22 protein-coding genes are annotated in these 22333 nt (G+C 72.1%); 17 read left to right on the top strand and 5 right to left on the bottom strand.

Annotated features, from left to right (window positions below; all coding sequences use genetic code 11):
- Positions 1 to 172: 172 nt before the first annotated feature.
- Genes ABT034_RS18415 through ABT034_RS18390 form a run of 6 tightly spaced genes read left to right on the top strand, consistent with a single transcriptional unit; the run spans position 173 to position 6085 of the window.
- A complete protein-coding gene (locus tag ABT034_RS18415; protein ID WP_351216329.1) occupies positions 173 to 1144 on the top strand; it encodes a LysR family transcriptional regulator in 972 nt (323 codons plus the stop codon).
- 47 nt (positions 1145 to 1191) lie between these two features.
- Positions 1192 to 2232: an N-acetyl-gamma-glutamyl-phosphate reductase gene (gene argC / locus ABT034_RS18410; RefSeq protein ID WP_351216327.1), complete on the top strand. Its 1041-nt coding sequence runs from the start codon at positions 1192 to 1194 to the stop codon at positions 2230 to 2232.
- Positions 2229 to 3410 (top strand): bifunctional glutamate N-acetyltransferase/amino-acid acetyltransferase ArgJ, encoded by a 1182-nt coding sequence (gene argJ, locus ABT034_RS18405; RefSeq protein ID WP_351216325.1) that lies wholly within the window; start codon positions 2229 to 2231, stop codon positions 3408 to 3410. Before argC ends, argJ begins: the two co-directional genes overlap by 4 nt.
- Entirely contained in the window at positions 3407 to 4345 is a 939-nt protein-coding gene (gene argB / locus ABT034_RS18400; RefSeq protein ID WP_351216324.1) for an acetylglutamate kinase, read from the top strand. The genes argJ and argB overlap by 4 nt, the downstream gene beginning before the upstream one ends.
- A complete protein-coding gene (locus tag ABT034_RS18395; RefSeq protein WP_351216322.1) occupies positions 4342 to 5547 on the top strand; it encodes an acetylornithine transaminase in 1206 nt (401 codons plus the stop codon). Before argB ends, ABT034_RS18395 begins: the two co-directional genes overlap by 4 nt.
- 7 nt (positions 5548 to 5554) lie before the next feature.
- Entirely contained in the window at positions 5555 to 6085 is a 531-nt protein-coding gene (locus ABT034_RS18390; RefSeq protein ID WP_351216320.1) for an arginine repressor, read from the top strand.
- A 75-nt stretch (positions 6086 to 6160) separates the two neighbouring features.
- Here the strand turns inward: ABT034_RS18390 and ABT034_RS18385 are convergent, their stop codons facing one another.
- Together ABT034_RS18385 and ABT034_RS18380 are read right to left on the bottom strand one after the other, a co-directional pair.
- On the bottom strand, positions 6161 to 6820 hold the full coding sequence (locus ABT034_RS18385) for a pyridoxamine 5'-phosphate oxidase family protein (protein ID WP_351216318.1): 660 nt from the start codon (positions 6818 to 6820) through the stop codon (positions 6161 to 6163).
- 79 nt (positions 6821 to 6899) lie between these two features.
- A complete protein-coding gene (locus ABT034_RS18380; protein ID WP_351216316.1) occupies positions 6900 to 8837 on the bottom strand; it encodes a HEAT repeat domain-containing protein in 1938 nt (645 codons plus the stop codon).
- Positions 8838 to 8969: 132 nt separating this feature from the next.
- On the opposite strand from ABT034_RS18380, the gene argH reads away from it, so the two are divergent.
- The 3 genes from argH to ABT034_RS18365 all read left to right on the top strand — a co-directional run bounded on the left by argH (position 8970) and on the right by ABT034_RS18365 (position 12634).
- Complete coding sequence (argH, locus tag ABT034_RS18375) at positions 8970 to 10397, top strand: argininosuccinate lyase (protein WP_351216314.1); 1428 nt, start codon at positions 8970 to 8972, stop codon at positions 10395 to 10397.
- A gap of 144 nt (positions 10398 to 10541) precedes the next feature.
- A complete protein-coding gene (locus ABT034_RS18370; protein ID WP_351216312.1) occupies positions 10542 to 11093 on the top strand; it encodes a TetR/AcrR family transcriptional regulator in 552 nt (183 codons plus the stop codon).
- Complete coding sequence (locus ABT034_RS18365; RefSeq protein ID WP_351216310.1) at positions 11090 to 12634, top strand: MFS transporter; 1545 nt, start codon at positions 11090 to 11092, stop codon at positions 12632 to 12634. Before ABT034_RS18370 ends, ABT034_RS18365 begins: the two co-directional genes overlap by 4 nt.
- A 67-nt stretch (positions 12635 to 12701) precedes the next feature.
- On the opposite strand, the gene ABT034_RS18360 is transcribed toward ABT034_RS18365, so the two are convergent.
- Positions 12702 to 13373 carry a lysophospholipid acyltransferase family protein gene (locus tag ABT034_RS18360; protein ID WP_351216308.1) on the bottom strand — a complete coding sequence of 224 codons (672 nt, stop codon included), beginning with the start codon at positions 13371 to 13373 and terminating at the stop codon, positions 12702 to 12704.
- Positions 13374 to 13593: 220 nt separating this feature from the next.
- Here ABT034_RS18360 and ABT034_RS18355 point away from each other — a divergent pair, with 220 nt between their 5' ends.
- From ABT034_RS18355 to ABT034_RS18345, 3 genes are all read left to right on the top strand, one after another.
- Positions 13594 to 14772 (top strand): glycerophosphodiester phosphodiesterase, encoded by a 1179-nt coding sequence (locus ABT034_RS18355; protein ID WP_351216307.1) that lies wholly within the window; start codon positions 13594 to 13596, stop codon positions 14770 to 14772.
- 116 nt (positions 14773 to 14888) lie between these two features.
- Positions 14889 to 15485 (top strand): sigma-70 family RNA polymerase sigma factor, encoded by a 597-nt coding sequence (locus tag ABT034_RS18350; RefSeq protein ID WP_351216305.1) that lies wholly within the window; start codon positions 14889 to 14891, stop codon positions 15483 to 15485.
- Positions 15486 to 15522: 37 nt separating this feature from the next.
- On the top strand, positions 15523 to 16014 hold the full coding sequence (locus ABT034_RS18345) for a GNAT family N-acetyltransferase (RefSeq protein WP_351216366.1): 492 nt from the start codon (positions 15523 to 15525) through the stop codon (positions 16012 to 16014).
- Between the two features lies 1 nt (position 16015).
- Here the strand turns inward: ABT034_RS18345 and ABT034_RS18340 are convergent, their stop codons facing one another.
- Together ABT034_RS18340 and ABT034_RS18335 are read right to left on the bottom strand one after the other, a co-directional pair.
- Entirely contained in the window at positions 16016 to 16450 is a 435-nt protein-coding gene (locus ABT034_RS18340; protein WP_351216303.1) for a hypothetical protein, read from the bottom strand.
- A 2-nt stretch (positions 16451 to 16452) separates the two neighbouring features.
- Positions 16453 to 16815, bottom strand: coding sequence for a hypothetical protein (locus ABT034_RS18335; RefSeq protein ID WP_351216301.1), 363 nt, complete (start codon positions 16813 to 16815; stop codon positions 16453 to 16455).
- Positions 16816 to 17251: 436 nt separating this feature from the next.
- Here ABT034_RS18335 and ABT034_RS18330 point away from each other — a divergent pair, with 436 nt between their 5' ends.
- The 5 genes from ABT034_RS18330 (at position 17252) to cbiE (ending at position 22069) form a co-directional block, all read left to right on the top strand.
- A complete protein-coding gene (locus ABT034_RS18330) occupies positions 17252 to 18310 on the top strand; it encodes a methionine ABC transporter ATP-binding protein (protein ID WP_351216300.1) in 1059 nt (352 codons plus the stop codon).
- Positions 18307 to 18975 (top strand): methionine ABC transporter permease, encoded by a 669-nt coding sequence (locus ABT034_RS18325; RefSeq protein WP_351216298.1) that lies wholly within the window; start codon positions 18307 to 18309, stop codon positions 18973 to 18975. The genes ABT034_RS18330 and ABT034_RS18325 overlap by 4 nt, the downstream gene beginning before the upstream one ends.
- Before the next feature lie 93 nt (positions 18976 to 19068).
- The gene (locus tag ABT034_RS18320) at positions 19069 to 19899 is read left to right on the top strand and encodes a MetQ/NlpA family ABC transporter substrate-binding protein (protein ID WP_351216296.1); all 831 of its coding nucleotides are present in this window, start codon (positions 19069 to 19071) and stop codon (positions 19897 to 19899) included.
- Between the two features lie 207 nt (positions 19900 to 20106).
- Positions 20107 to 20742 (top strand): GNAT family N-acetyltransferase, encoded by a 636-nt coding sequence (locus ABT034_RS18315; RefSeq protein WP_351216294.1) that lies wholly within the window; start codon positions 20107 to 20109, stop codon positions 20740 to 20742.
- Between the two features lie 70 nt (positions 20743 to 20812).
- On the top strand, positions 20813 to 22069 hold the full coding sequence (gene cbiE, locus ABT034_RS18310; protein ID WP_351216292.1) for a precorrin-6y C5,15-methyltransferase (decarboxylating) subunit CbiE: 1257 nt from the start codon (positions 20813 to 20815) through the stop codon (positions 22067 to 22069).
- Positions 22070 to 22333 lie beyond the last annotated feature (264 nt).

The raw sequence follows: 22333 nt of genomic DNA, 5'->3' as shown, positions 1-22333 counted from the left end.
CCTCGCCCCCCACCGGCACAACCGATCCGCGACCGAAACCAGCCCGCCGCCATCGTCGAAAAGCAGCAACCGGCAGCATCAAAGCGACCTCATGCCCAAGGATCAAACAACTCCCGACCCACTCACCCACAACCACAGGTTGTACGCCCTGGCTCACGGCTAGGCTGGCGGCATGGACCTCGACGCCGTCCGGACGTTCGCCGCCGCTGCCGACGCCGGGCAGTTCCGGGAGGCCGCCGCCGAGCTTGCGATCACCCAGCAGGCGGTCTCCAAGCGGATCGCCGCACTGGAGCGCGACCTCGGCGTGCGACTGTTCACCCGCACCGCGCGCGGCGCCGAGCTCACCATCGACGGGCAGGCGTTCCTGCCCCACGCGCGCGAGCTGCTGCGTGCCGCCGAGCGTGCGGCCGCGTCCGTGCGCCCCGGCCACCGTCCGCTGCGCGTCGACGTCATCGCCTCACGCGTCGCCCCGTCGGGCCTGATGCGCGCTTTCCACCGCGCCCACCCCGAGATCGAACTCGACGTGGTGATGCTGTGGGACATCGAGAGGGCCGTCGCCGCGCTCAGGTCCGGGGAGATCGACGCGTCCTTCCGCGCTGTCGCCCCGCCCGGCCGTCCCCTTCCCGACGGCATCCGGTCCGTACGGGTGCTCGACGAGCCCCTTCAGCTCCTCACCGGCCCCGCCCACGCGCTCGCGGGCGCCCGCTCGGTACCGCTCGCTCGGCTCGCCGGGCACCGGATCTGGATGCCCGGCATCGTTCCCGGCACCGAGTGGGCCGCCTACTACGACGACCTCGTCGCCCAGTTCGGGCTCACCATCGAGGCGACCGGCCCCAACTTCGGCTCCGACGCGCTCCTCGACACCGTCGCCGACACCCCGGCCCTGGCCACCTTCATGGGGGAGCAGACCCGCCTCGTCTGGCCCGCGGGCCACGGTCTGCGCCGCATCCCGGTGACCGACCCGACGCCGGTGTACCCGCACTCGCTCCTCTGGCACCGCGACAACCCCCACCCGGCCCTCGCCGCCCTCCGTTCCCACCTCGCCACGACCCCGGCGACACCGACCGGCCCCGACGCCGCCCACACCTGGACGCCGGGCTGGGCGCTCCCCGCCCCCCTGGCCGCCCGAGACCTCGTTGCATAAAAGTGCGGCGAGACGTATAGTCATGCCATCCATGAGGAGGGTTTCCGATGACGGTACGAGTAGCAGTGGCGGGTGCGAGCGGATACGCGGGCGGTGAGCTCCTGCGCCTGCTCCTCGCCCACCCCCACGTGGAGATCGGCGCCCTGACGGGCCACTCCAACGCCGGTCAGCGGCTCGGGGCGCTCCAGCCCCATCTGCTGCCGCTCGCCGACCGCGTCCTCGTGCCCACCACCGCCGACGAGCTCGCCGGGCAGGGCCGTCGGCATGACGTGGTCTTCCTCGCCCTGCCGCACGGACAGTCCGCCGCCGTCGCCGAGCAGCTCGGACCTGACGTCCTCGTCGTCGACATGGGCGCCGACTTCCGGCTCGTGGAGCCCGCCGACTGGGAGACGTACTACGGCTCCCCGCACGCCGGGACCTGGCCCTACGGGCTCCCCGAACTCCCGGGTGCCCGTGCCGCCCTCGAAGGGTCCAAGCGCGTCGCGGTGCCCGGCTGCTACCCCACCGCCGTCTCGCTCGCCCTCTTCCCGGCGTACGCGAACGGGCTCGCCGAGCCCGAGGCCGTGATCGTCGCCGCCTCCGGCACCTCCGGCGCGGGCAAGGCTGCCAAGCCCCACCTCCTCGGCAGCGAGGTCATGGGCAGCATGTCGCCGTACGGCGTCGGCGGCGGCCACCGGCACACCCCCGAGATGATCCAGAACCTCAGCGGACCGGCGGGGGAGCGGGTCACCGTCTCCTTCACGCCGACCCTGGCGCCGATGCCCCGCGGCATCCTCGCCACCTGCACCGCCGCCGCGAAGCCGGGCGTCACCGCCGAGACCGTACGGGCCGCCTACGAGAAGGCCTTCGCGGACGAGCCGTTCGTCCACCTGCTCCCCGAGGGCCAGTGGCCGGCGACGGCGTCCGTCTACGGTTCCAACGCCGTTCAGGTACAGGTCACGTACGACGCGGCGGCGAACCGGATCATCGCCATCAGCGCCATCGACAACCTCACCAAGGGCACCGCCGGCGGCGCGGTGCAGAGCATGAACATCGCCCTGGGCCTCCCCGAGGACACCGGACTTTCCACGATTGGAGTTGCGCCGTGAGCGTGACCGCAGCGAAGGGATTCACGGCGGCGGGCATCGCCGCCGGGATCAAGCAGAACGGCAACCCGGACCTGGCCCTCGTGGTCAACACCGGGCCCCGCCGCGCCGCCGCGGGAGTCTTCACCTCCAACCGCGTCAAGGCCGCCCCCGTCGTCTGGTCCCAGCAGGTCCTCGCCGACGGCGAGCTGACCGCCGTCGTCCTCAACTCCGGCGGCGCCAACGCCTGCACCGGACCGAAGGGCTTCCAGGACACCCACGCCACCGCGGAGAAGGTCGCCGAGGTCCTGAGCGCGCAGGGCGCCGACGTCGGCGCCGGCGAGGTCGCCGTCGCCTCCACCGGCCTCATCGGCCTCCTGCTCCCCATGGACAAGCTCCTCCCCGGCGTCGAGAAGGCCGCGGCCGAACTCTCCGAGCACGGCGGCGAGAAGGCCGCCATCGCCATCAAGACCACCGACACCGTCCACAAGACCTCCGTGGTCACCAAGAAGGACGGGGCGGACGGCGGCTGGACGGTCGGCGGCATGGCGAAGGGCGCCGGCATGCTCGCCCCGGGCCTCGCCACCATGCTCGTCGTCCTCACCACCGACGCCGACGTCGACGCCGAGGGCCTCGACAGCGCGCTCCGTGGCGCCACCCGCGTCACCTTCGACCGGGTCGACTCCGACGGCTGCATGTCCACCAACGACACCGTCCTCCTCCTCGCCTCCGGCGCCTCCGGCGTCACCCCCGCGCAGGACGCGTTCACCGAGGCCGTACGGGAGGTCTGCGACGACCTCGCCCGCCAGCTGATCGGCGACGCCGAGGGCGCCAGCAAGGACATCCGCATCGAGGTGGTCAACGCGGCCACCGAGGACGACGCCGTCGAGGTGGGCCGTTCCATCGCCCGTAACAACCTCCTCAAGTGCGCCATCCACGGCGAGGACCCCAACTGGGGCCGGGTGCTCTCCGCCATCGGCACCACGCGGGCGGCCTTCGAGCCCGACGAGCTCAACGTCGCCATCAACGGCGTGTGGGTGTGCAAGAACGGCTCCGTGGGCGAGGACCGCGACCTCGTCGACATGCGCTACCGCGAGGTCACCATCACCGCCGACCTCGCCGCCGGCTCCGAGTCCGCCGTCATCTGGGCGAACGACCTGACCGCCGACTACGTCCACGAGAACAGCGCGTACTCGTCATGAGCGACCCCGAGAAGCCCGCGGGCACACCGGCCGAGAGCACGACCCGCAAGCACAAGGCCCTCCCCAAGGCGCAGATCCTCATCGAGGCCCTGCCCTGGCTGACCCGGCACAACGGGAAGACCGTCGTCATCAAGTTCGGCGGCAACGCCATGATCGACGAGGAGCTCAAGGCCGCCTTCGCCCAGGACGTCGTCTTCCTGCGCCAGGCCGGCCTCAAGCCGGTCGTCGTGCACGGCGGCGGCCCCCAGATCAGCGCCGCCCTCGACCGGCACGGCATCGTCAGCGAGTTCAAGGCCGGCCTGCGGGTCACCACCGAGGACGCCATGGACGTCGTACGGATGGTCCTCGCCGGCCAGGTCCAGCGCGAGCTCGTCGGGCTCCTCAACCAGCACGGCCCGCTCGCCGTCGGCCTCACCGGCGAGGACGCCCACACCATCACCGCGACCAAGCACCGGCCGGTCATCGCCGGCGAGCAGGTCGACATCGGCCGGGTCGGTGAGATCACCGCCATCGACACCGGCGCCATCCAGGCGCTCCTGGAGGACGGCCGGATCCCGGTCATCTCCTCCATCGCCCGTTCCCAGGACGACGGACATGTCTACAACGTCAATGCTGATACGGCGGCTGCGGCACTCGCTGCGGCGCTTGGCGCCGAGACGCTGATGGTCCTGACCGACGTCGAAGGCCTCTACGAGGACTGGCCGAACAGCGACGAGGTCATCAGCCGGCTCACCGCGAGCCAGCTGGAGAAGCTGCTGCCCGAGCTCTCCAGCGGCATGGTCCCCAAGATGGAGGGCTGCCTGCACGCCGTACGGAACGGGGTCACCACGGCCCGTGTGATCGACGGCCGGGTCCAGCACTCGATCCTGCTGGAGATCTTCACCGACGAGGGCATCGGCACGATGGTCGTGCCGGACGGACAGGGGGACCGATGAGCGGCACCGACAACGAGCAGCTGACCCAGCGGTGGCAGGGCTCGCTCATGGACAACTACGGCACCCCCCGGCTGCCGCTCGTCCGCGGCGAGGGCGCCACGGTCTGGGACGCCGACGGGAACGCGTACCTGGACTTCGTCGGCGGCATCGCCGTCAACGCCCTCGGCCACGGCCACCCGGCGATCGTCGAGGCCGTCACCCGGCAGATCCAGAGCCTCGGCCACGTCTCCAACCTCTTCGTCGCCGAGCCGCCCGTCGCCCTCGCCGAGAGGCTCCTCGCCCTCTTCGGCCGGCCCGGCAAGGTCTTCTTCTGCAACTCGGGCGCCGAGGCCAACGAGGCCGCGTTCAAGCTCGGCCGGCTCACCGGCAGGTCCCACATGGTCGCCACCGAGGGCGGCTTCCACGGCCGGACCATGGGCGCCCTGGCGCTCACCGGCCAGCCCGGCAAGCAGACCCCGTTCCTGCCGCTGCCCGGCGACGTCACCCACGTCCCGTACGGCGACACGGAGGCGCTGCGCGCCGCGGTCACCGAGGACACCGCCCTCGTGGTCATCGAGCCGATCCAGGGCGAGAACGGCGTCGTCGTGCCGCCCCCCGGCTACCTCAAGGCAGCCCGGGAGATCACCCGCGCCACCGGCACCCTCCTCGTCCTCGACGAGGTGCAGACCGGTGTCGGCCGCTGCGGCCACTGGTTCGAGTACCAGGCCCACGAGGGCGTGGAGCCGGATGTCGTCACCCTCGCCAAGGGCCTCGGCGGCGGCCTCCCGCTCGGCGCGACCGTCGCCTTCGGCCCCGCCGCCGACCTCTTCACGCCCGGCCACCACGGCACCACCTTCGGCGGCAACCCGGTCGCCTGCGCCGCCGGCCTCGCCGTCCTCGACACCCTCGGCGCCGACGCGGCCCTCGACCACGTGAAGGCGGTCGGGGAGCGGCTCCGGCAGGGAATCGAGGGTCTGGGGCACCCGCTGGTCTCCCACGTCCGTGGGGCCGGCCTCCTCCTGGGTATCGTGCTCACGGAGTCCCTCGCACCCCAGGTGCAGCAGGCGGCTCAGGACGCCGGCCTCCTGGTGAACGCGCCCGCCCCCGATGTCGTACGGATCATGCCTCCGCTGGTCCTCACCGACGCCGAGGCGGACGCCTTCCTCCGGGCCCTGCCCGGGGTCCTCGACGTGGCGAACGGGCAAGGACGAACCGGAGAATGAGACGACGATGACCGACGCGCAGGAAAACGAGCACGGCGGGCCGTCCGTTCCGCAGACCCGTACCGCACGCCACCGCAGGATCGTCGACATCCTCAACCGGCAGCCGGTGCGCTCGCAGAGCCAGCTCGCCAAGCTCCTCAGCGACGACGGACTGAGCGTCACCCAGGCGACGCTCTCCCGCGACCTCGACGAGCTGGGCGCGGTGAAGATCCGCAACACCGGCGGTGAGTTGATCTACGCGGTGCCGAGCGAGGGCGGATTCCGCACCCCGCAGGCCCCGCTGGGCGAGTCCGCCAAGGAGGAGCGGATGCGGCGCCTCTCCGGCGAACTGCTGATCGCCGCCGAGGCGTCCGCCAACCTGGTGGTCCTGCGGACCCCGCCGGGCGCCGCCCAGTTCCTCGCGTCGGCCATCGACCAGGCCGAACTCCACGCGATCCTCGGCACGATCGCGGGTGACGACACCCTGCTGCTCATCAGCCGCGACCCGGCGGGCGGCCAGGCACTCGCCGACCACCTGCTGAAGCTCGCGCAGAAGTAGCCCGGGGCTCACCGGGGCGACCCCGCTTGCCGACGCCGATGTGCGTCCGGCAGGCGGGGTCAGCGCCGCGCGGGGCTAACCGGCGGGCAGCGGCGCCGGCTGCGGCACCGGCTGAGACTGCGACACCGGCTGAGACTCCGGCTCCGGCTGCGGCGGCAGGGGCAGCGGCAGCGCGGGCAGCCCGTCGAGGCTGGTCGCGATGAGCTCCTTGCGCATGCAGTACGCGTTGAACTCGTCGTCCGTCTTCCGGTTGAAGTACTCGGCGTGCAACGACCGTTCCTCCTGGTACTCCATCAGCGGGACGGCGAAACCGCAGGAGTCGCTGACCCGCCGCGCGTGCACCAGGACGATCGCCCGCGCGCTGCCCTGCCCCTCCACGGCCTCTGCCGGGAACCGCGCGAACAACTCCCCCCACCGCGGGTCGTCCCGCAGCACGGCCTCCCCGGTCCCGTGCACCCGGACGACCGTCGGCGGCCCGGAGAACGCGGTCCACATGAGGGTGATCCGCCCGTTGCCCGGCTCCCGCAGATGCGCGATCGTCTCGGCGCTGCTCCCGCCGAAGTCGACGTAGGCGAGGGTCAGTTCGTCGAGCACCACGAGGGTTCCGCGGCGCCCCTTGGGAGAGAGATTGACGTGCCCGTCGCCGGAGAGCGGAGCGGTGGCGGTGAAGTACACCGGCTGCTCCTCGATGAAGGCACGGAGCCGCCCGTCAATGCGTTCGTATGTTTTTCCCATGGTCCGCATTCTTTCAGGCGCGGCCGTACCGGTGGGCGGGCGCGACCCACCGGGCACTCCCACCCACCGGCTCCAGGCCTCAGCGGCCCCGTTCCGCCCGCTGCCGCCGGCGTATGTCCTGGTACCAGCGGGGGAGTTCGGCGGCGTGGCGCTCGACGAGCAGCCGGATCTCGTCGCCGTACGTGCCTCCGACCTCCTCCTCCAGCCGGCGCAGCCCCCACACGGCCTCGCGGCGTGCCGCGTCCCGCACGGTGGGATCGGGATCGTCGGCGAGACGCAGGCCGGCGAGCAGCGACTCGGGCCCGCCGTGCCGCCTGATCAGCGCCAGCCCGGCGGCGCGCCGGGCGCGTGGACGCGCCGGGGTCGCGAGGTCGAGCAGCAGGGGGACGGGGATGTCGTCGCCCCTCCGCCGCAGCGCGTCCGTCGCCGCCCGTGCCACCTCGGGCGCCGGGTCGTCGAGGAACGGCAGGGCCTCCCGCCAGTCGAGCCCGTGGTCGGACGCCAGCCGGGCCAGCGCCGCGGCCCTCATGTCCCCGTACGGGAGGGTGAGCAGCAGGCGCAGGGCGTCGGGGGAGTCCCGTACCGCGCTCAGGACGGTGGACCGCACCGACGGGTCGGGGTCGTCCGCGAACGGTGCCGGTCCGTCCCCGGGGAGGGCGCCCAGCATCCGCAGCGCGGCGAGCGCCCGCGCCCGTACGGGTCCGTGGGCGTGACGGACGAGCGAGCGCAGCAGCGGGACGTCCTCGGGGCTCCGCTCCTCGGCGAGCCCGGTGACCGCGGCCGGGGTGACGGCGGCCGGGTCGGCGCACAGCTCCCGGTAGTACGCGTGCGGGTCGCCGCCCGCCGCCCGCAGCTCGCGGCAGGCCACCGCGCGCACCCGTGCCTGCCCGTCCGTCAGGTGCCGGACGAGCTCACCGCCACGTCCCGCGGGCCGCAGCCGCTCGACGGCCGCCGCCCGTACGACCGCGTCGCGCGCGGTCAGCAGCAGGTCCAGGTGGAGATCCCCCTCGGGTCCGGCGAGGAGGACGGCGAGGCAGCGTCGCCGGAGGGCCGGCTCGGGGTGGAGGACGGCCGACCGCGCCAGGTCCTCGGGGCGCACGAGCCCCGCATCCTGGGCGGCGGTCAGCGAGGCGTGACCGACGCCCACGTCCCGGCAGGCCTGGAAGAACGTGAGCAACCGGGCCCGCGCCTCCTCGTGGACCCGTCCGTTCCCCTCGGCCGCCGCCCGGACCGCGATCCGTACCGCGGCCCGCACGGCGTGCTCGCGGACGCCGAAGTCGGGGTCCCCCTCGGCGACGGCGAACGCCTCCGCCACGCCGAGGGGACCGCTCCCGGCCTCCGCGCCGCTCCTCAGTCCTGCGATACGGGTCTCCCGCTGCCGACCGGCCAACAGCTCGGCCACCGCCTCCGGGGGTGTTCCGCCGGTCCGCGAAAGGACCAGGTCCCGGGGCATGTCGCCGTACCGCCGCGGGCCGAGCAGCAGCGCGAGCGGCGCCAGTCCCCGTACGACCGTGTCGTCGGCACCCGCCAGCGCGGGCCCGATGACCGACCGTGCGAGCTCCCGGACCGCCCCGTCCGTGTCGGCGCACCGGATCAGGACGAAGGGCAGGACGGAGGCGGGCAGGCCGCCGTCCGCCGCGAGTCCGAGCGCGGCGAGGCGGAGCCGCGGGTCCTCGTGGCAGAGGCCCAGCGCGAGCTCGGACTCGGTGAGCGGCGGACGCCACGAAGGCGAGCAGGAGCCGTCCTCGGTCTCCGTCCCCGCCGCGGGTCCGTGCCAGTGCGGGGCCGTGTCCCAGTCGGCGATCTCGCGCATGTCGAACCAGTGGAAGCCGACCCGGAGCTCGCCGCGCCTCCTCCAGCGCCTCTCCGGACTCCACGTGTTGACGGCGACGCTCTGGTCGAGCTCCACCCAGTCCTCCGCGCGCCCCGCTCCCACGGCCGAGGCGACACCCTTGCCGTGGAGCAGTCGTTCTTCGGGGGAGTAGTACTCCGTGGGGAGGAGGTCGTGAGTGGTCATGCGCCGGACTGTATTGCCGCGACACGGCCTCCACCTGCGAATATTCCGCTCCCCCCGAGCCCCGATTGACGAAACATGCGCTTGTCTGCATACTCATGCATGGAAGTGGATGCAACGTGAGGAGCAGCAGCTGTGAGCAGCAACAACGGTGACGTCCGGCTCTGGGGTGGACGGTTCGCCGACGGCCCCGCCGAGGCCCTGGCGAAGCTGTCCGCGTCGGTCCACTTCGACTGGCGGCTCGCGCCCTACGACATCGCCGGCTCCCGGGCCCACGCGCGCGTGCTGCACAAGGCCGGGCTGCTCACCGAGGACGAGCTGACCCGCATGCTCGCCGGCCTCGACCTCCTGGAGGCCGACGTCGCCGACGGCTCCTTCGTCGGCACCATCGCCGACGAGGACGTCCACACCGCCCTGGAGCGGGGCCTCCTGGAGCGCCTCGGCCCGGACCTCGGCGGCAAGCTGCGCGCCGGCCGGTCCCGGAACGACCAGGTCGCCACCCTCTTCCGGATGTACCTGCGCGACCACGCCCGGATCATCGGCGGCCTCGTCGCCGACCTCCAGGACGCCCTGGTCGGCCTCGCCGAGGCGCACCCGGACGTCGCCATGCCCGGCCGTACGCACCTCCAGCACGCCCAGCCCGTGCTCTTCGCCCACCACGTCCTGGCCCACGCCCAGTCCCTCTCCCGGGACGCCGAGCGGCTGCGGCAGTGGGACACCCGGACGGCGGTCTCCCCGTACGGCTCCGGCGCCCTCGCGGGCTCCTCGCTCGGGCTCGACCCGGAGGCGGTCGCCAAGGACCTGGGCTTCGAGCGCGGCTCGGTCGGCAACTCGATCGACGGCACGGCCTCCCGTGACTTCGTCGCCGAGTTCGCCTTCATCACCGCGATGATCGGGATCAACCTCTCCCGGATCGCGGAGGAGATCATCATCTGGAACACGAAGGAGTTCTCCTTCGTGACCCTGCACGACGCCTTCTCGACCGGCTCGTCGATCATGCCGCAGAAGAAGAACCCGGACATCGCCGAGCTGGCCCGAGGCAAGTCGGGTCGTCTCATCGGCAACCTCAGCGGCCTGCTCGCCACCCTCAAGGCCCTGCCGCTCGCCTACAACCGGGACCTCCAGGAGGACAAGGAGCCGGTCTTCGACTCCTGCGACCAGCTGGAGGTCCTGCTGCCCGCCTTCACCGGCATGATGGCCACGCTGACCGTCCACCGCGAGCGCATGGAGGAGCTGGCCCCGGCCGGCTTCTCGCTCGCCACGGACATCGCGGAATGGCTGGTCAGGCAGGGCGTGCCGTTCCGGGTGGCGCACGAGGTGGCCGGCGAGTGCGTGAAGGTCGCCGAGTCGGAGGGCAAGGAGCTGGACGAGCTCACGGACGAGCAGTTCGCCAAGATCTCCGAGCACCTCACCCCGGAGGTCCGCACGGTCCTCAACGTCCCGGGCGCCCTCGCCTCCCGCGACGGCCGGGGCGGCACCGCCCCCTCGGCGGTCGCCACCCAGCTGGTGGAGGTCAAGGCCGACCTGGTCATCCAGCACGCCTGGGCCGAGGCCAAGAAGTAGGCCGTACGACCCTCGCGCCCGCCGCCGCGCCTACGGCCGGCATGGGCGCCGCGGCGCCGCCGCCCTCCGCCACGGGAGGGCGGCGGCGTCTTTTTCAGCCCCCAGAGTGAGACATTAATGTCTCATGCGGTGTATGGTTGTCTCATGTCAGTCGATCGCACCCAGGTGCTCCGCGCCGCCGCCGCCCTGCTCACCCGCAAGGCGACCGCCACCATGGACGAGGTCGCGCGGGCCGCCGGGATCGGGCGGGCCACCCTGCACCGGCAGTTCGCCGGGCGGGACGCCCTGGTGCGGGCGCTCGAAGAGCTCGGGCTGCGGGAGCTGGAGGCGGCCCTCGACCGGGCCGGGCTCGACGAAGGGCCCGAGGACGAGGCCGTACGCCGGCTCGTCGCCGAGGTGGAGCCCGTCGCACCCCTGCTGTCGTTCCTCGTCACCGAGAACCAGCTCTTCGAGGGCGACCAGGTCAACGAAGGCTGGGCCTGCCTCGACGCCCGGGTCTCCGCGCTGTTCCGGCGCGGCCAGGAGAACGGCGTCTTCCGGATCGACCTGACCCCCGCCTGGCTCACCGAGGCCTTCTACGGGCTCGTCGGTTCCGGCGCCTGGGCCGTCCAGGACGGCCGGGTCGCCGCCAAGGATTTCCAGTACATGATCGCCGAGCTGATGCTCGGCGGAGCGCGCAGGAGCGTGGAGAAGTGACCACCAGTACCTTCAGGACCGCGGGCCATACCGAGGGCGTGCGCCGCCCCGGCCGGTGGCTCGCCCTCTCCGTACTCGTCCTGGCCGTCCTCCTCGTGGCGGTCGACGCCACCGTGCTCGGACTCGCCACCCCGTTCCTCTCCGAGGACCTGGAGCCCACCGGCAACCAGCTCCTCTGGATCGGTGACGTCTACTCCTTCGTCATCGCCGGACTCCTGGTCTCGATGGGCAGCCTCGGCGACCGCATCGGCCGCAAGAAGCTGCTCCTGATCGGCGCCACCGCCTTCGGCGCCGTCTCCGTCCTGAACGCCTACGCGACCAGCCCCGAGATGATGATCGTGGCCCGCGCGCTGCTCGGCGTCGCCGGCGCGACCCTGATGCCGTCCACCCTGGCGCTCATCCGCAACCTCTTCCACGACCCGCGCGAGCGCAGCCTCGCCATCGGCATCTGGGGTGCCATGGCCTCGGCCGGCGCCGCCGTCGGGCCGGTCGTCGGCGGGTTCCTCCTGGAGCACTTCTGGTGGGGCTCGGTCTTCCTCATCAACCTGCCCGTCATGGCCGTCCTCGTCCTCGTCGGGATCAAGCTCATCCCCGAGTCGAAGAACCCGAACCCCGGCCCCTGGGACCTGCCCAGCGTCGCGCTCTCCCTCGTCGGCATGATCGGCCTGGTCTACGCGATCAAGGAACTGGCCTCCCACGGCCCGTCCCTCGACGCCGGCCTCGCCGCCCTCGCCGGCGCCGCCGCCCTGACCTGGTTCGTCCGCAGGCAGCTGACCCTGCCCACGCCGGTCCTGGACATGCGCCTCTTCCGCCACCGCGGCTTCTCCGGCGCCGTCCTCGCCGACCTGCTGACCATCCTCGGCCTCTCCGGCCTGGTGTTCTTCCTGTCCCAGTTCTTCCAACTGGTCCAGGGCCGTCAACCCCTTGAGGCCGGACTCGCCGAACTGCCCGCCGCAGTCGGCGCCGTCACGGCCGGTCTGATCGCGGGCATGGTGGCCCGCCGCTTCTCCGTACGGGCCGTGGTGGCCGGCGGGCTCGCGGCGGTCGGCCTCTCCCTCGCCGTCCTGACGACGCTGGACCAGCACACCGGCTACCCGCTGCTCGGAGCCGCCCTGCTCGTCGTCGGTGTGGGCGCCGGGTTCGCCTTCACCGTCACCGCCGACGTGATCCTCTCCAGCGTCCCGAAGGAACAGGCCGGATCCGCCTCCGCCGTCTCCGAGACCGCGTACGAACTGGGCGCCGCGCTCGGCATCGCCGTCCTCGGCTCCATCGTGACCGGCGTCTACCGGGGCTTCGCCACCCCCGCCGGTGTCCCCTCCGGCGTCGCGTCCGCCGCCCACGAGTCGCTCGGCGGCGCGGTCGAGGCCTCCGGCGCCCTCGCCCCGGACACGGCGACGGCCCTGGTGTCGGCCGCACAGGAGGCGTTCGTCGAGGGTCTGCGGATCGCGGCCGGCGTCGGCGCGGTGGTCCTCCTCGCGACGGCGGTCGCGGCCTGGTTCCTGCTCAGGGGCCAGAAGCTGGAGGACGGCGTCGAGCACTGACGGCCCGCCAGGACGACCGTGCCCCGTACAGCTCGGCTGTACGGGGCACGGTCACGTTCTGTTCCGGTTACGCGGCCTTCGCCTTCGTGGCGTACATGTCCACGTACTCCTGGCCCGAGAGCCGCATCACCTCGGCCATCACCGAGTCCGTCACCGCCCGCAGCACATAGCGGTCGCGGTCCATCCCGTCGTACCGCGAGAACTCCATCGCCTCGCCGAAGCGGACCGTCACCCGGCCAGGACGCGGGAAGCCCGCCCCGCCCGGCTGGATCTTGTCGGTGCCGATCATCGCGAACGGCACCACCGGCGCGCCCGTCATCAGGGTGAGCCGCGCGATGCCCGTACGGCCCCGGTAGAGACGGCCGTCGGGGGAGCGGGTGCCCTCCGGGTAGATCGAGAAGACGTTGCCCTCCTCGAGGACCCGGCGGCCGGTCATCAGCGCCGCCACACCGCCGCGGCCGCCGTCCCGGTCCACCGGGATCATGCCGACGCTCGTGAAGAACCAGGCCATCGCCCGGCCCTTGACGCCCTTGCCCGTCACGTACTCGTCCTTGCCGATGAAGTAGACCGGACGGTCCAGGCAGATCGGCATGATCATCGAGTCGATGAAGGTGAGGTGGTTCCCCGCGAGGATGACGGGGCCGGTCCCCGGAATGTTCTCGACGCCCTCCACGCGGGGGCGGAACATCAGGCGCATGACCGGCCCGAGCACTGCCTTGATGATCGCGAGACGGGACAACGGTTCCTCCGGTGGGATGCGGGTCAGCCGAGCTGACGGTGCAGCTGGCGACGATACTCGCGGGTCACCTCCGCGCGCACATCGGGTTCACCGAGTGGATACGCAGTGTTGACGTGTGTTTCCGCCATGTTCGGCGGAGGTCTGCCGGGTGGAGGGGGTTGGTGCCTAGCGTCGGGGGCACCCGTCGACACGTGCGGGACATGACATAGGAGGACACCTCATGACCCAGGGCGAACGCCGGATCCCGGCCCGGCGCACGGTTCTCGGAGCGGCGGGCGCCACCGTCCTCGGCGCCTCGGCCCTCGCGGCCGGTACGGGCGCGGCGCAGGCCGCCGAGTCGCGGAGCGCCGGTGCGGCGCACGGACACGGCCGCGGCTACCGTTCCCTCCCCGTCCCCACCGTCATCGCCCACCGCGGCGCCAGCGGCTACCGCCCCGAGCACACCCTCGGCTCCTACCAGCTGGCTCTCGACCTCGGCGCCCACGTCATCGAGCAGGACCTCGTCCCCACCAAGGACGGGCACCTCGTCTGCCGCCACGAGAACGACATCACCGGCACCACCGACGTCGCCGACCACCCCGAGTTCGCGTCCCGGAAGACCACCAAGAGCGTCGACGGCACCTCCTACACCGGCTGGTTCACCGAGGACTTCACGCTGGCCGAGCTCAAGACCCTGCGGGCCAAGGAGCGCATCCCGGGCACCCGCCAGGAGAACACCCTCTACGACGGCCGCTGGACGGTGCCCACCTTCGAGGAGGTGCTGCGCTGGGCCGAGGACGAGGGCCGCCGCCGGGGCCGCGAGATCTGGCTCCACGTCGAGACCAAGCACCCCACGTACTTCCGCTCGCTCGGCCTCGGCCTCGAAGAGCGGCTCGCCAGGCTCCTGCGCCGGTACGGCCGCCACCGCGCGAACTCCCCGGTCTTCCTCCAGTCCTTCGAGCCGAGCAGCATCCAGCGGCTCGCGAAGCTGGTGGACTCGCCCGGCGTGGTCCTGCTCTCCGGCGCGACCAGCCGCCCCTGGGACTTCGTCCAGGCCGGGGACCCGCGCACCGTCGCCGACCTGGTCACCCCCAAGGGCCTGCGCTGGATCGCCTCGTACGCGAAGGGCATCGGCCCCACGCTCGACCTGGTGATCCCCAAGGACGCGAGCGGCCGCCTCGGCGACCCGACCACCCTGGTCCGCGACGCGCACGCCGAGGGCCTGATCCTCCACCCGTACACCCACCGCAACGAGAACGCCTTCCTGCCCGCGGACTTCCGCCGCGGTACGGACCCGGCGGCGTACGGCGACTCCTTCGGGGCCCTCAAGCGGTACCTGGAGACGGGGATCGACGGGATCTTCTCCGACAACCCGGACACCGCGCTGCTCGGCGCCGCGGACCTCACCGGCCGCGACTGATCGCGGAGCCGGACCGACCGCGTGCGGGCCCGGCGACCGGGCCCGCACGACCTCCTCCCGGGTGGTTTACGCCCCGTACCGCAACCACGCCCGCGTACCCCGGCATCGTGCGGAACATGACCACCCCCGAAACCCACCCCGAGACCCACCCCGAGACCCACCCCCCACGCCACCCCGACACCCACCCCGAGCTCCTCGCCGCCCTCGCCCCGCTGCTCGCCGCCGAGTCGGACGCCGAGGCGCCGGCCGCCGGCGTCGAACCGAGCGACCTCGAACAGGCCGTCTGGCTCCGTCTCCTGGAGCAGCTCCAGGAGACGGGGGCCGCCCCCGAGCGCCCCGCCGAGTGGCTGCGCCGGGCCGTCCGCGCCGAGGCCCGCCGCGCCCGCAGGACCAGCGACCGCGAACGCCCCTACCGCGACGAGCCCGCCCAGGATCCCGGCGGCTCGGGGCCCGAAGGCTCCCCGGAACGCTCCCTGCTCGACGCGGAGGGCCGCCGTACCCTGCGCGCCGCCGTCACCCGGACGCCCGGCCGCTGCCCCCGGGTGCTGACCGCGATGCTCGCCCCCGAGGACCTCACCTACCGGGAAATCGCAGGAGAGTTGGGTATCTCACAGGGCAGTCTGGGGCCGATGCGTTCCCGTTGCCTGGGATGCCTGCGCAGAATGCTGGCTGCGGAGGTTCCCGGTCCCGGCCGAAGGGGAAGGGTGCGGTAAACCGATGATCGACCAGATGAGCGGGAGGCGTGCACACATGGGCCTGAGCGTGACCATCTCAGCAGCGGACGCGCGGGACGCGGAGCACATCCTGAAGCTGCAGTACCTCTGCTACCAGAGCGAGGCGGAGCTGTACGGCGACTGGTCTATCGAACCGCTCACCCAGTCGCTCGACGAGCTGCGCGCCGAACTGGACGAGGGGTCCGGCCTGGTGGCCCGGCTCGGTGACGAGATCGTCGCCTCCGTACGCGCCCGCCTCGACGAGGACGGCACGGTACGGATCGCCAAGCTCATCGTCCACCCGCGCATGCGGCGGCACGGACTCGGCGGGCGGCTCCTCGACGGCATCGAGCGCCACTTCGCCGAGACCGCCGTCCAGCCGGCTCCGTCGCCCAAGCGCTTCCAGCTCTTCACCGGCCACCGCAGCGAGGGCAATCTGCGCCTCTACCGCAGCAAGGGGTACGCGCAGGTCGCCACCCGCGAGGTCGGCCCCAGGCTCACCCTGGTGACCCTGGAGAAGGCCGCCTGACTCAGGCGGTCGGCAGGGCGCGCGACCGGCGCAGCCACCAGATGCCGGTCAGCGGCAGCAGCACCGGGATGAACAGGTAGCCGTAGCCGTAGTCCGACCAGACCGTCGCGTCCGGGAAGGCGGACGGGTCGGCCAGCGTCCAGGTCCCGACGACCACTACGCCCGCGAGCTCGGCGGCGCAGCACACCAGCGCCGCCCTGCGGGCCGTCTCCCCACCGCGTACCAGCGTGTAGGTGATGAAGGCGTAGACGACGGCCGCCACCGCCGACAGGGCGTACGCGAGCGGCGCCCGGTCGAACTCCGTGGCGATCTGGTAGATCGAGCGGGAGACCGCGCCGACCGACATCACGCCGTACAGCCAGACGAGCAGGATGCCGGGGCCCGTGACGAGCCGGGTCCTCGCGCCCCGTCCCGCCTTCTCCTGTGTCGCGGTCATGGTCAGCCCACCGTCCAGATGTCGTGGAGACGCACTTCGAGCACGGCCAGGACGACCGCGCCCGCGGCCACCGTGGCCGAACCCCACCGGCTGCGCTCCGCGAGCGACATGAACCCGGCGATGGGCACCGCGCACAGCGCTCCGACGAGATAGGCGACGAAGATCGTCGCGCCCTCCTCGGCCTTCTCGCCGCGTACCAGCTGCACGATCCCGACGATCATCTGGACCAGGACGAGGAAGGTCACCACGGCCATGCCGATGAAGTGCCAGTCCTTGGTCGGCTGGTCGCGGAAGGCGGCGAAGCCGCACCAGGCGGCGAGGGCGAGCGCGGCCACGGAGACCGCGACCGTCAGGACGTCAAGCATGCGCCCGAGGGTATTACGGTCGATAAGGCCCGATGCGCTCGCCCCCCGGGCAGTCCGCACTGTCCGCATGATGTCTCAGTGACGTCCGCTATTCGGACAGTCTCCGATCGTCAGCGACTGCGCATGCTTTACTTGCAGACATGACCACGACGAGCAGCCGCACCCTTGCGACCGAGGCGATCACGACGCCCGGTGCTCGTTGTATGTGTCGAATGTGCGCCTTCTGAGGGCCCCCGCCTGCGTCTCGCGCCCCGAAGCGAGACCCGACGGCTGTGCCGTTCCTCCCGCCGCGAGGCGGTGGACCGTGCCCGCCCCGGCGCACCGCCGATGCCCGGCCACCCGCCGGACCGGCTCCCGTGCGCCCGACTGTCCGAAGACGAATGCCCCGTGCGTGACGGACCCCGCGTCGCGCACTCGACAGTGACGGAAAACCCCTGTGATCACCACTTCGGGCCTGACCAAGGTCTACGAGTCGCGCGGCCGGCAGGTCACCGCTCTGGACGGCGTCGACCTCCACGTCCGTGAGGGCGAGGTGTTCGGCGTGATCGGCCAGAGCGGCGCCGGCAAGTCCTCGCTCATCCGCTGCGTCAACCTCCTGGAGCGCCCCACCTCCGGCACCGTGACCGTCGACGGCGTCGACCTCACCGCCCTCGCCGGGAAGGGCCGCCGCGCGGGCAAGGACCTGCGCCGGGCGCGCAGCAGCATCGGCATGGTCTTCCAGCACTTCAACCTGCTGTCCTCCCGCACGGTCAAGGACAACATCGAACTTCCCCTGGAGATCCTCGGCGTCTCCGGCGCCGAGCGCTCCCGCCGCGCCCTCGAACTCCTCGACCTGGTCGGCCTCGCCGACAAGGCCAAGGCCTTCCCCGGCCAGCTCTCCGGCGGTCAGAAGCAGCGCGTCGGCATCGCCCGCGCCCTGGCCGGCAAGCCCAAGGTCCTCCTCTCCGACGAGGCCACCAGCGCCCTCGACCCGGAGACGACCCGCTCCATCCTCCAGCTCCTCCGCGACCTCAACCAGCAGCTCGGCCTGACCGTCCTGCTCATCACGCACGAGATGGACGTCGTGAAGACGATCTGCGACTCCGCCGCGCTGATGCAGCACGGCCGCGTCGTCGAGTCCGGCACCGTCGCCGGACTGCTCGCCACCCCCGGCTCCCAGCTGGCGGCCGAGCTCTTCCCGGTCAGCGGCGCCGCCACGGGACCCGACCGCACGGTCGTCGACGTCACCTTCCACGGCGAGTCCGCGACCCAGCCGGTCATCTCCCAGCTCTCCCGCACCTACAACATCGACATCTCGATCCTCGGCGCGGCGATGGACACCGTCGGCGGCCGGCAGATCGGCCGGATGCGGATCGAGCTGCCCGGACGGTACGAGGACAACGTCGTCCCGGTCGGCTTCCTGCGCGAACAGGGCCTCCAGGTCGAGGTCGTGGAAGAAGACGCGGCGGCGCCGGCCGCGGCCGCGACCGCACTGGTCAAGGAAGGTGCCAAGTGACCTGGTCCGAGATGCAGCCCCTGCTGGAGCAGGGCACCGTCGACACGCTCTACATGGTCCTCTGGGCCACCGTCGTCACCGTGCTCGGCGGCCTGCCGCTCGGCATCCTCCTCGTCCTCACGGACAAGGGCGGACTGCTGCAGAACCTGCCGGTCAACAAGGTCGTCGGTGCGATCGTGAACATCGGGCGTTCGCTGCCGTTCATCATCCTGCTGATCGCCCTGATCCCGTTCACCACCCTCGTCGTCGGCACCTTCATCGGCCCGACCGCGATGATCGTGCCGCTCGCCATCGGGGCCGTCCCCTTCTTCGCGCGTCTCGTCGAGACCTCCATCCGCGAGGTCGACCACGGGCTCGTCGAGGCCGTCCAGGCCATGGGCGGCGGCATCCCCACCATCGTCCGCAAGGTGCTGCTCCCGCAGGCCCTGCCCTCGCTGGTCTCCGGCGTCACCACCACGGTCATCGTGCTCATCGGCTACTCCGCGATGGCCGGCGCGGTCGGCGGCGAGGGCCTCGGCTCCAAGGCCGTCACCTACGGATACCAGCGCTTCGACACCACCTTCATGCTGGTCACCGTCGTCGTCCTGGTCCTGATCGTGACCGTCGTCCAGCTCATCGGCGACGGAGTCGTACGACTCCTCGCCCGCCGGGGCCGTACCGCGTAACGGCTCCCCGGCCACCTCAGACTTCGTCCTTCGAAGAACAGCCCGGACTTGTTGTCCAGGCGACCACCGCACCACCTGAAAGAGGCACTCTTCGTGCGTAAGAACATCAAGCTCACCGCCGGTATCGCCGCCACCGCCGCGCTCGCCCTCGGGCTCAGCGCCTGCGGCACCTCCTCGGACCCGTCCTCCTCCGAGGCGCTCGTCGTCGCCGCGTCCCCGACGCCGCACGCCGACATCCTCAACTACGTCAAGGACAACCTGGCCGAGAAGGCCGGCCTGAAGCTGGAGGTGAAGGAGTTCACGGACTACGTCCTGCCGAACACCGCCACCGAGACCGGCCAGGTCGACGCCAACTACTTCCAGCACAAGCCGTACCTCGACGACTTCAACAAGAAGAACAACACCCACGTCGTCCCGGTGGTCAACGTCCACCTGGAGCCGTTGGGCCTCTACTCCAAGAACCTCAAGTCGGTGAAGGACATCAAGGCGGGCCAGACCATCGCCGTCCCGAACGACACCACCAACGGCGGCCGCGCCCTCCAACTGCTCGCCGAGAACGGCCTGATCACCATCAAGCCGGGCGTCGGCACCAACGCCAAGCTCTCCGACATCACCGACAAGAAGGGCCTGGAGTTCAAGGAGCTGGAGGCCGCCACCGTGCCCCGCGCCCTGAACGACGTGGACGCCGCCGTCATCAACGGCAACTACGCCATCGAGGCCAAGCTCTCCCCGGCGAAGGACGCCCTCGTCCTGGAGAAGGCCGACGGCAACCCGTACGCCAACTTCCTCGCCGTCAAGGAGGGCGACGAGAAGGACGCCCGCGTGCAGAAGCTCGCGAAGCTCCTCAACTCGCCCGAGGTGAAGAAGTACATCGAGGACACCTACAAGGGCTCGGTCATCCCGGCCTTCGGCCCCGCCAAGTAGGGTCCGGCGCCCGAGGCACCGTCAGACCGGTTCCCTCGTACCGTCCTTGAGCAGAAGGCCCCCGCACCCCGTCCGGTGCGCGGGGCCTTCGCCGCACCCCGCCCGACCGCCCGCCCGACCACCCACCCGGCCATGCGTACCGGCGGCCGCATGCTGCATGCTGTGCGTTCACGGTCGATTCGGACGGTCCACGGCATGGAGCTGCGCATGACTACCACCTTTCCGGACATCTCCATCAACACGGACCGGTTGGTGCTGCGCGCGCTGGAGGAGGCGGACGCCCCCGCCCTCGCCGAGATGATGAACGACGAGCTCGTCGCCGCCTGGACCGCCGTGCCCCAGCCGTACACCGAGGCCGCCGCCCGCACCTGGATCACCGAGTACGCGCCGACCGAACGCGCCGCCGGCCGCGGCATCGACCTCGCCGTCACCGAGTTCCTCACCCAGCGCCTGGTCGGCGTCATCCAACTGGGCAACACCGACTGGCACGTCCGCTCCACCGAGATCTCGTACATCATCGCCCCCTGGGCCCGCGGCGAGGGTTACGCCTCCGAGGCCTCGCTCGCCACCGCCCAATGGCTCTTCGGCGACCAGCGGTTCGAACGCCTTGAGCTGCGCACCGCCGCCGGCAACACCGCCTCCCAGCAGGTCGCCCAGAAGATCGGCTGCATCAGCGAGGGCGTCCTGCGCAACGCCTGCATAGCCCGCACCCGCACCGAGGACGGCGAGTGGACCGAACTGCGCACCGACTTCATCGTCTGGGGCCTCCTCCCCGAGGACCTCGACGGCGTCGCCGACCAGATGGCCGAGGCCGGATACTCCTCGTACACCGAGTGGAACTGAGCCCCGGCAGCCGACTCGGGGTACGCTCGGCACGCTCCCGACCTGCGACGACACCAGGAGACAGACGACGATGGCCGACCGCGTCACGGTGATCGGCTGGGACGGCTCACCTCTCACCGCGGCGGCCCGGTCCGCGCTCTCCGCCGCCACCCTGGTGGCCGGAGCAGCCCACCACCTGGCCCTGCCCGAGGTGCCGCCCGGCGCCGAACGCATCCGCCTCGGTAGCGTCGACCTCGCCGCCCGCCGGATCGCCGGCCACCGCGGCACGGCCGTCGTCCTCGCCGACGGCGACCCCGGCTTCTTCGGTGTCGTCCGCACCCTGCGCGCCCCCGAGCACGGCCTGGAGGTCGAGGTCGTCCCCGCCGTCTCCTCCGTCGCCGCCGCCTTCGCACGGGCCGGAATGCCCTGGGAGGACGCCCGGATCGTCGTCGCCCACCAGCGGACCCTGCGCCGCGCCGTCAACGTCTGCCGCGCCCACCCCAAGGTCGCCGTCCTCACCTCACCCGGCGCGGGACCCGCCGAACTCGCCCTCCTCCTCGACGGCGTCCACCGCACCTTCGTGGTCTGCGAGGAACTCGGCACCGCCCGCGAACAGGTCTCCGTCCTCACCTCCGACAAGGCCGCCGACCACACCTGGCGCGATCCGAACGTCGTCCTCGTCATCGGCGGCACCTCCGGCGGCGCTCCCGCCGCCCCCTGGCTGATGGGCCAGGACACCAGCGCGCTTCCGGTACGCGGCTGGGGCCTGCCCACGGAGGAGTACGCCCCCGAGCAGTACGTCCCCGAGGGTTACGCCCCCGCCGCACGCGGCGCCGGCGCCGGCGAGGACCCCACCCTGCGCGCCGCCCAGCTCGCCCGCCTCGGCCCCCGCACCGGCGACCTCGTCTGGGACATCGGCTGCGCGAGCGGCGCCTTCTCCGTCGAGGCCGCCCGCTTCGGCGCCGCCGTCATCGCCGTGGACATCGACCCGGCGGCCTGCGCCCGCACCGAGCAGGTCGCCCGCCGCCACGGCGTACCCCTCCAGACCGTTCCGGGGCGCGCCCCGCACGTCCTGGAGAGCCTGCCCGAACCCGATGTCGTACGGATCGCGGCCGGCGGGGTGCCCGTCGTCACCGCCTGCGCCGACCGGCGTCCGGAACGGATCGTCGCCCACGCCTCCACCCGCGACGAGGCCGAGGCGATCGGCGCCGCCCTCGCCGACGGCGGCTACACCGTGGAGAGCCTCCTCCTGCAGACCGTCGGACTCGACCCGGCCGACTGGTCGGAACGCGAGCGTTCGGTCGTCTTCCTGCTGTCCGGCCGCCGTGCCGACGTTTCCCACCCGTGACGGTGCCGCCCGCCGGGCCAGGTAGGCTGGCCGATTGTTGTACCGCATCCGGATGTTCGGCGATCTGTTCGCCAATGCCCTGAACAAGTGGCCGTTTTGCGCCGCTGACGTGGTACGCGACATGGGGGGACCGCGCGACGTGGCGCAGTCCACAGCGCACCGTGGCGAATCTCCCTGCCACGACGGCCGTCGGCGGCGACAATGTGTGAGTGCCCGCGTGTCCTTCGTGCCGCGCGGCGCACGCGCTCGTTCTTGTCGACGGGC

Origin of the sequence: Streptomyces sp. NPDC002773 (assembly GCF_040295605.1) — a bacterium.
Classification (GTDB): Bacteria; Actinomycetota; Actinomycetes; order Streptomycetales; family Streptomycetaceae; genus Streptomyces.
The sequence above is the reverse complement of the archived record's forward strand: the minus strand, read 5'-3'. Positions and strand labels throughout refer to the sequence as shown.

Coding starts and splice junctions, on each gene's coding strand:
- ABT034_RS18345 (WP_351216366.1), top strand. CDS start 15,523: ATGGGCCTGAGCGTGACCATCTCAGCAGCGGACGCGCGGGACGCGGAG.
- ABT034_RS18380 (WP_351216316.1), bottom strand. CDS start 8,837: ATGACCACTCACGACCTCCTCCCCACGGAGTACTACTCCCCCGAAGAA.
- ABT034_RS18340 (WP_351216303.1), bottom strand. CDS start 16,450: ATGACCGCGACACAGGAGAAGGCGGGACGGGGCGCGAGGACCCGGCTC.
- ABT034_RS18355 (WP_351216307.1), top strand. CDS start 13,594: ATGACCCAGGGCGAACGCCGGATCCCGGCCCGGCGCACGGTTCTCGGA.
- ABT034_RS18395 (WP_351216322.1), top strand. CDS start 4,342: ATGAGCGGCACCGACAACGAGCAGCTGACCCAGCGGTGGCAGGGCTCG.
- argB (WP_351216324.1), top strand. CDS start 3,407: ATGAGCGACCCCGAGAAGCCCGCGGGCACACCGGCCGAGAGCACGACC.
- ABT034_RS18370 (WP_351216312.1), top strand. CDS start 10,542: ATGTCAGTCGATCGCACCCAGGTGCTCCGCGCCGCCGCCGCCCTGCTC.
- ABT034_RS18315 (WP_351216294.1), top strand. CDS start 20,107: ATGACTACCACCTTTCCGGACATCTCCATCAACACGGACCGGTTGGTG.
- ABT034_RS18415 (WP_351216329.1), top strand. CDS start 173: ATGGACCTCGACGCCGTCCGGACGTTCGCCGCCGCTGCCGACGCCGGG.
- ABT034_RS18335 (WP_351216301.1), bottom strand. CDS start 16,815: ATGCTTGACGTCCTGACGGTCGCGGTCTCCGTGGCCGCGCTCGCCCTC.
- ABT034_RS18390 (WP_351216320.1), top strand. CDS start 5,555: ATGACCGACGCGCAGGAAAACGAGCACGGCGGGCCGTCCGTTCCGCAG.
- argC (WP_351216327.1), top strand. CDS start 1,192: ATGACGGTACGAGTAGCAGTGGCGGGTGCGAGCGGATACGCGGGCGGT.
- ABT034_RS18385 (WP_351216318.1), bottom strand. CDS start 6,820: ATGGGAAAAACATACGAACGCATTGACGGGCGGCTCCGTGCCTTCATC.
- ABT034_RS18350 (WP_351216305.1), top strand. CDS start 14,889: ATGACCACCCCCGAAACCCACCCCGAGACCCACCCCGAGACCCACCCC.
- cbiE (WP_351216292.1), top strand. CDS start 20,813: ATGGCCGACCGCGTCACGGTGATCGGCTGGGACGGCTCACCTCTCACC.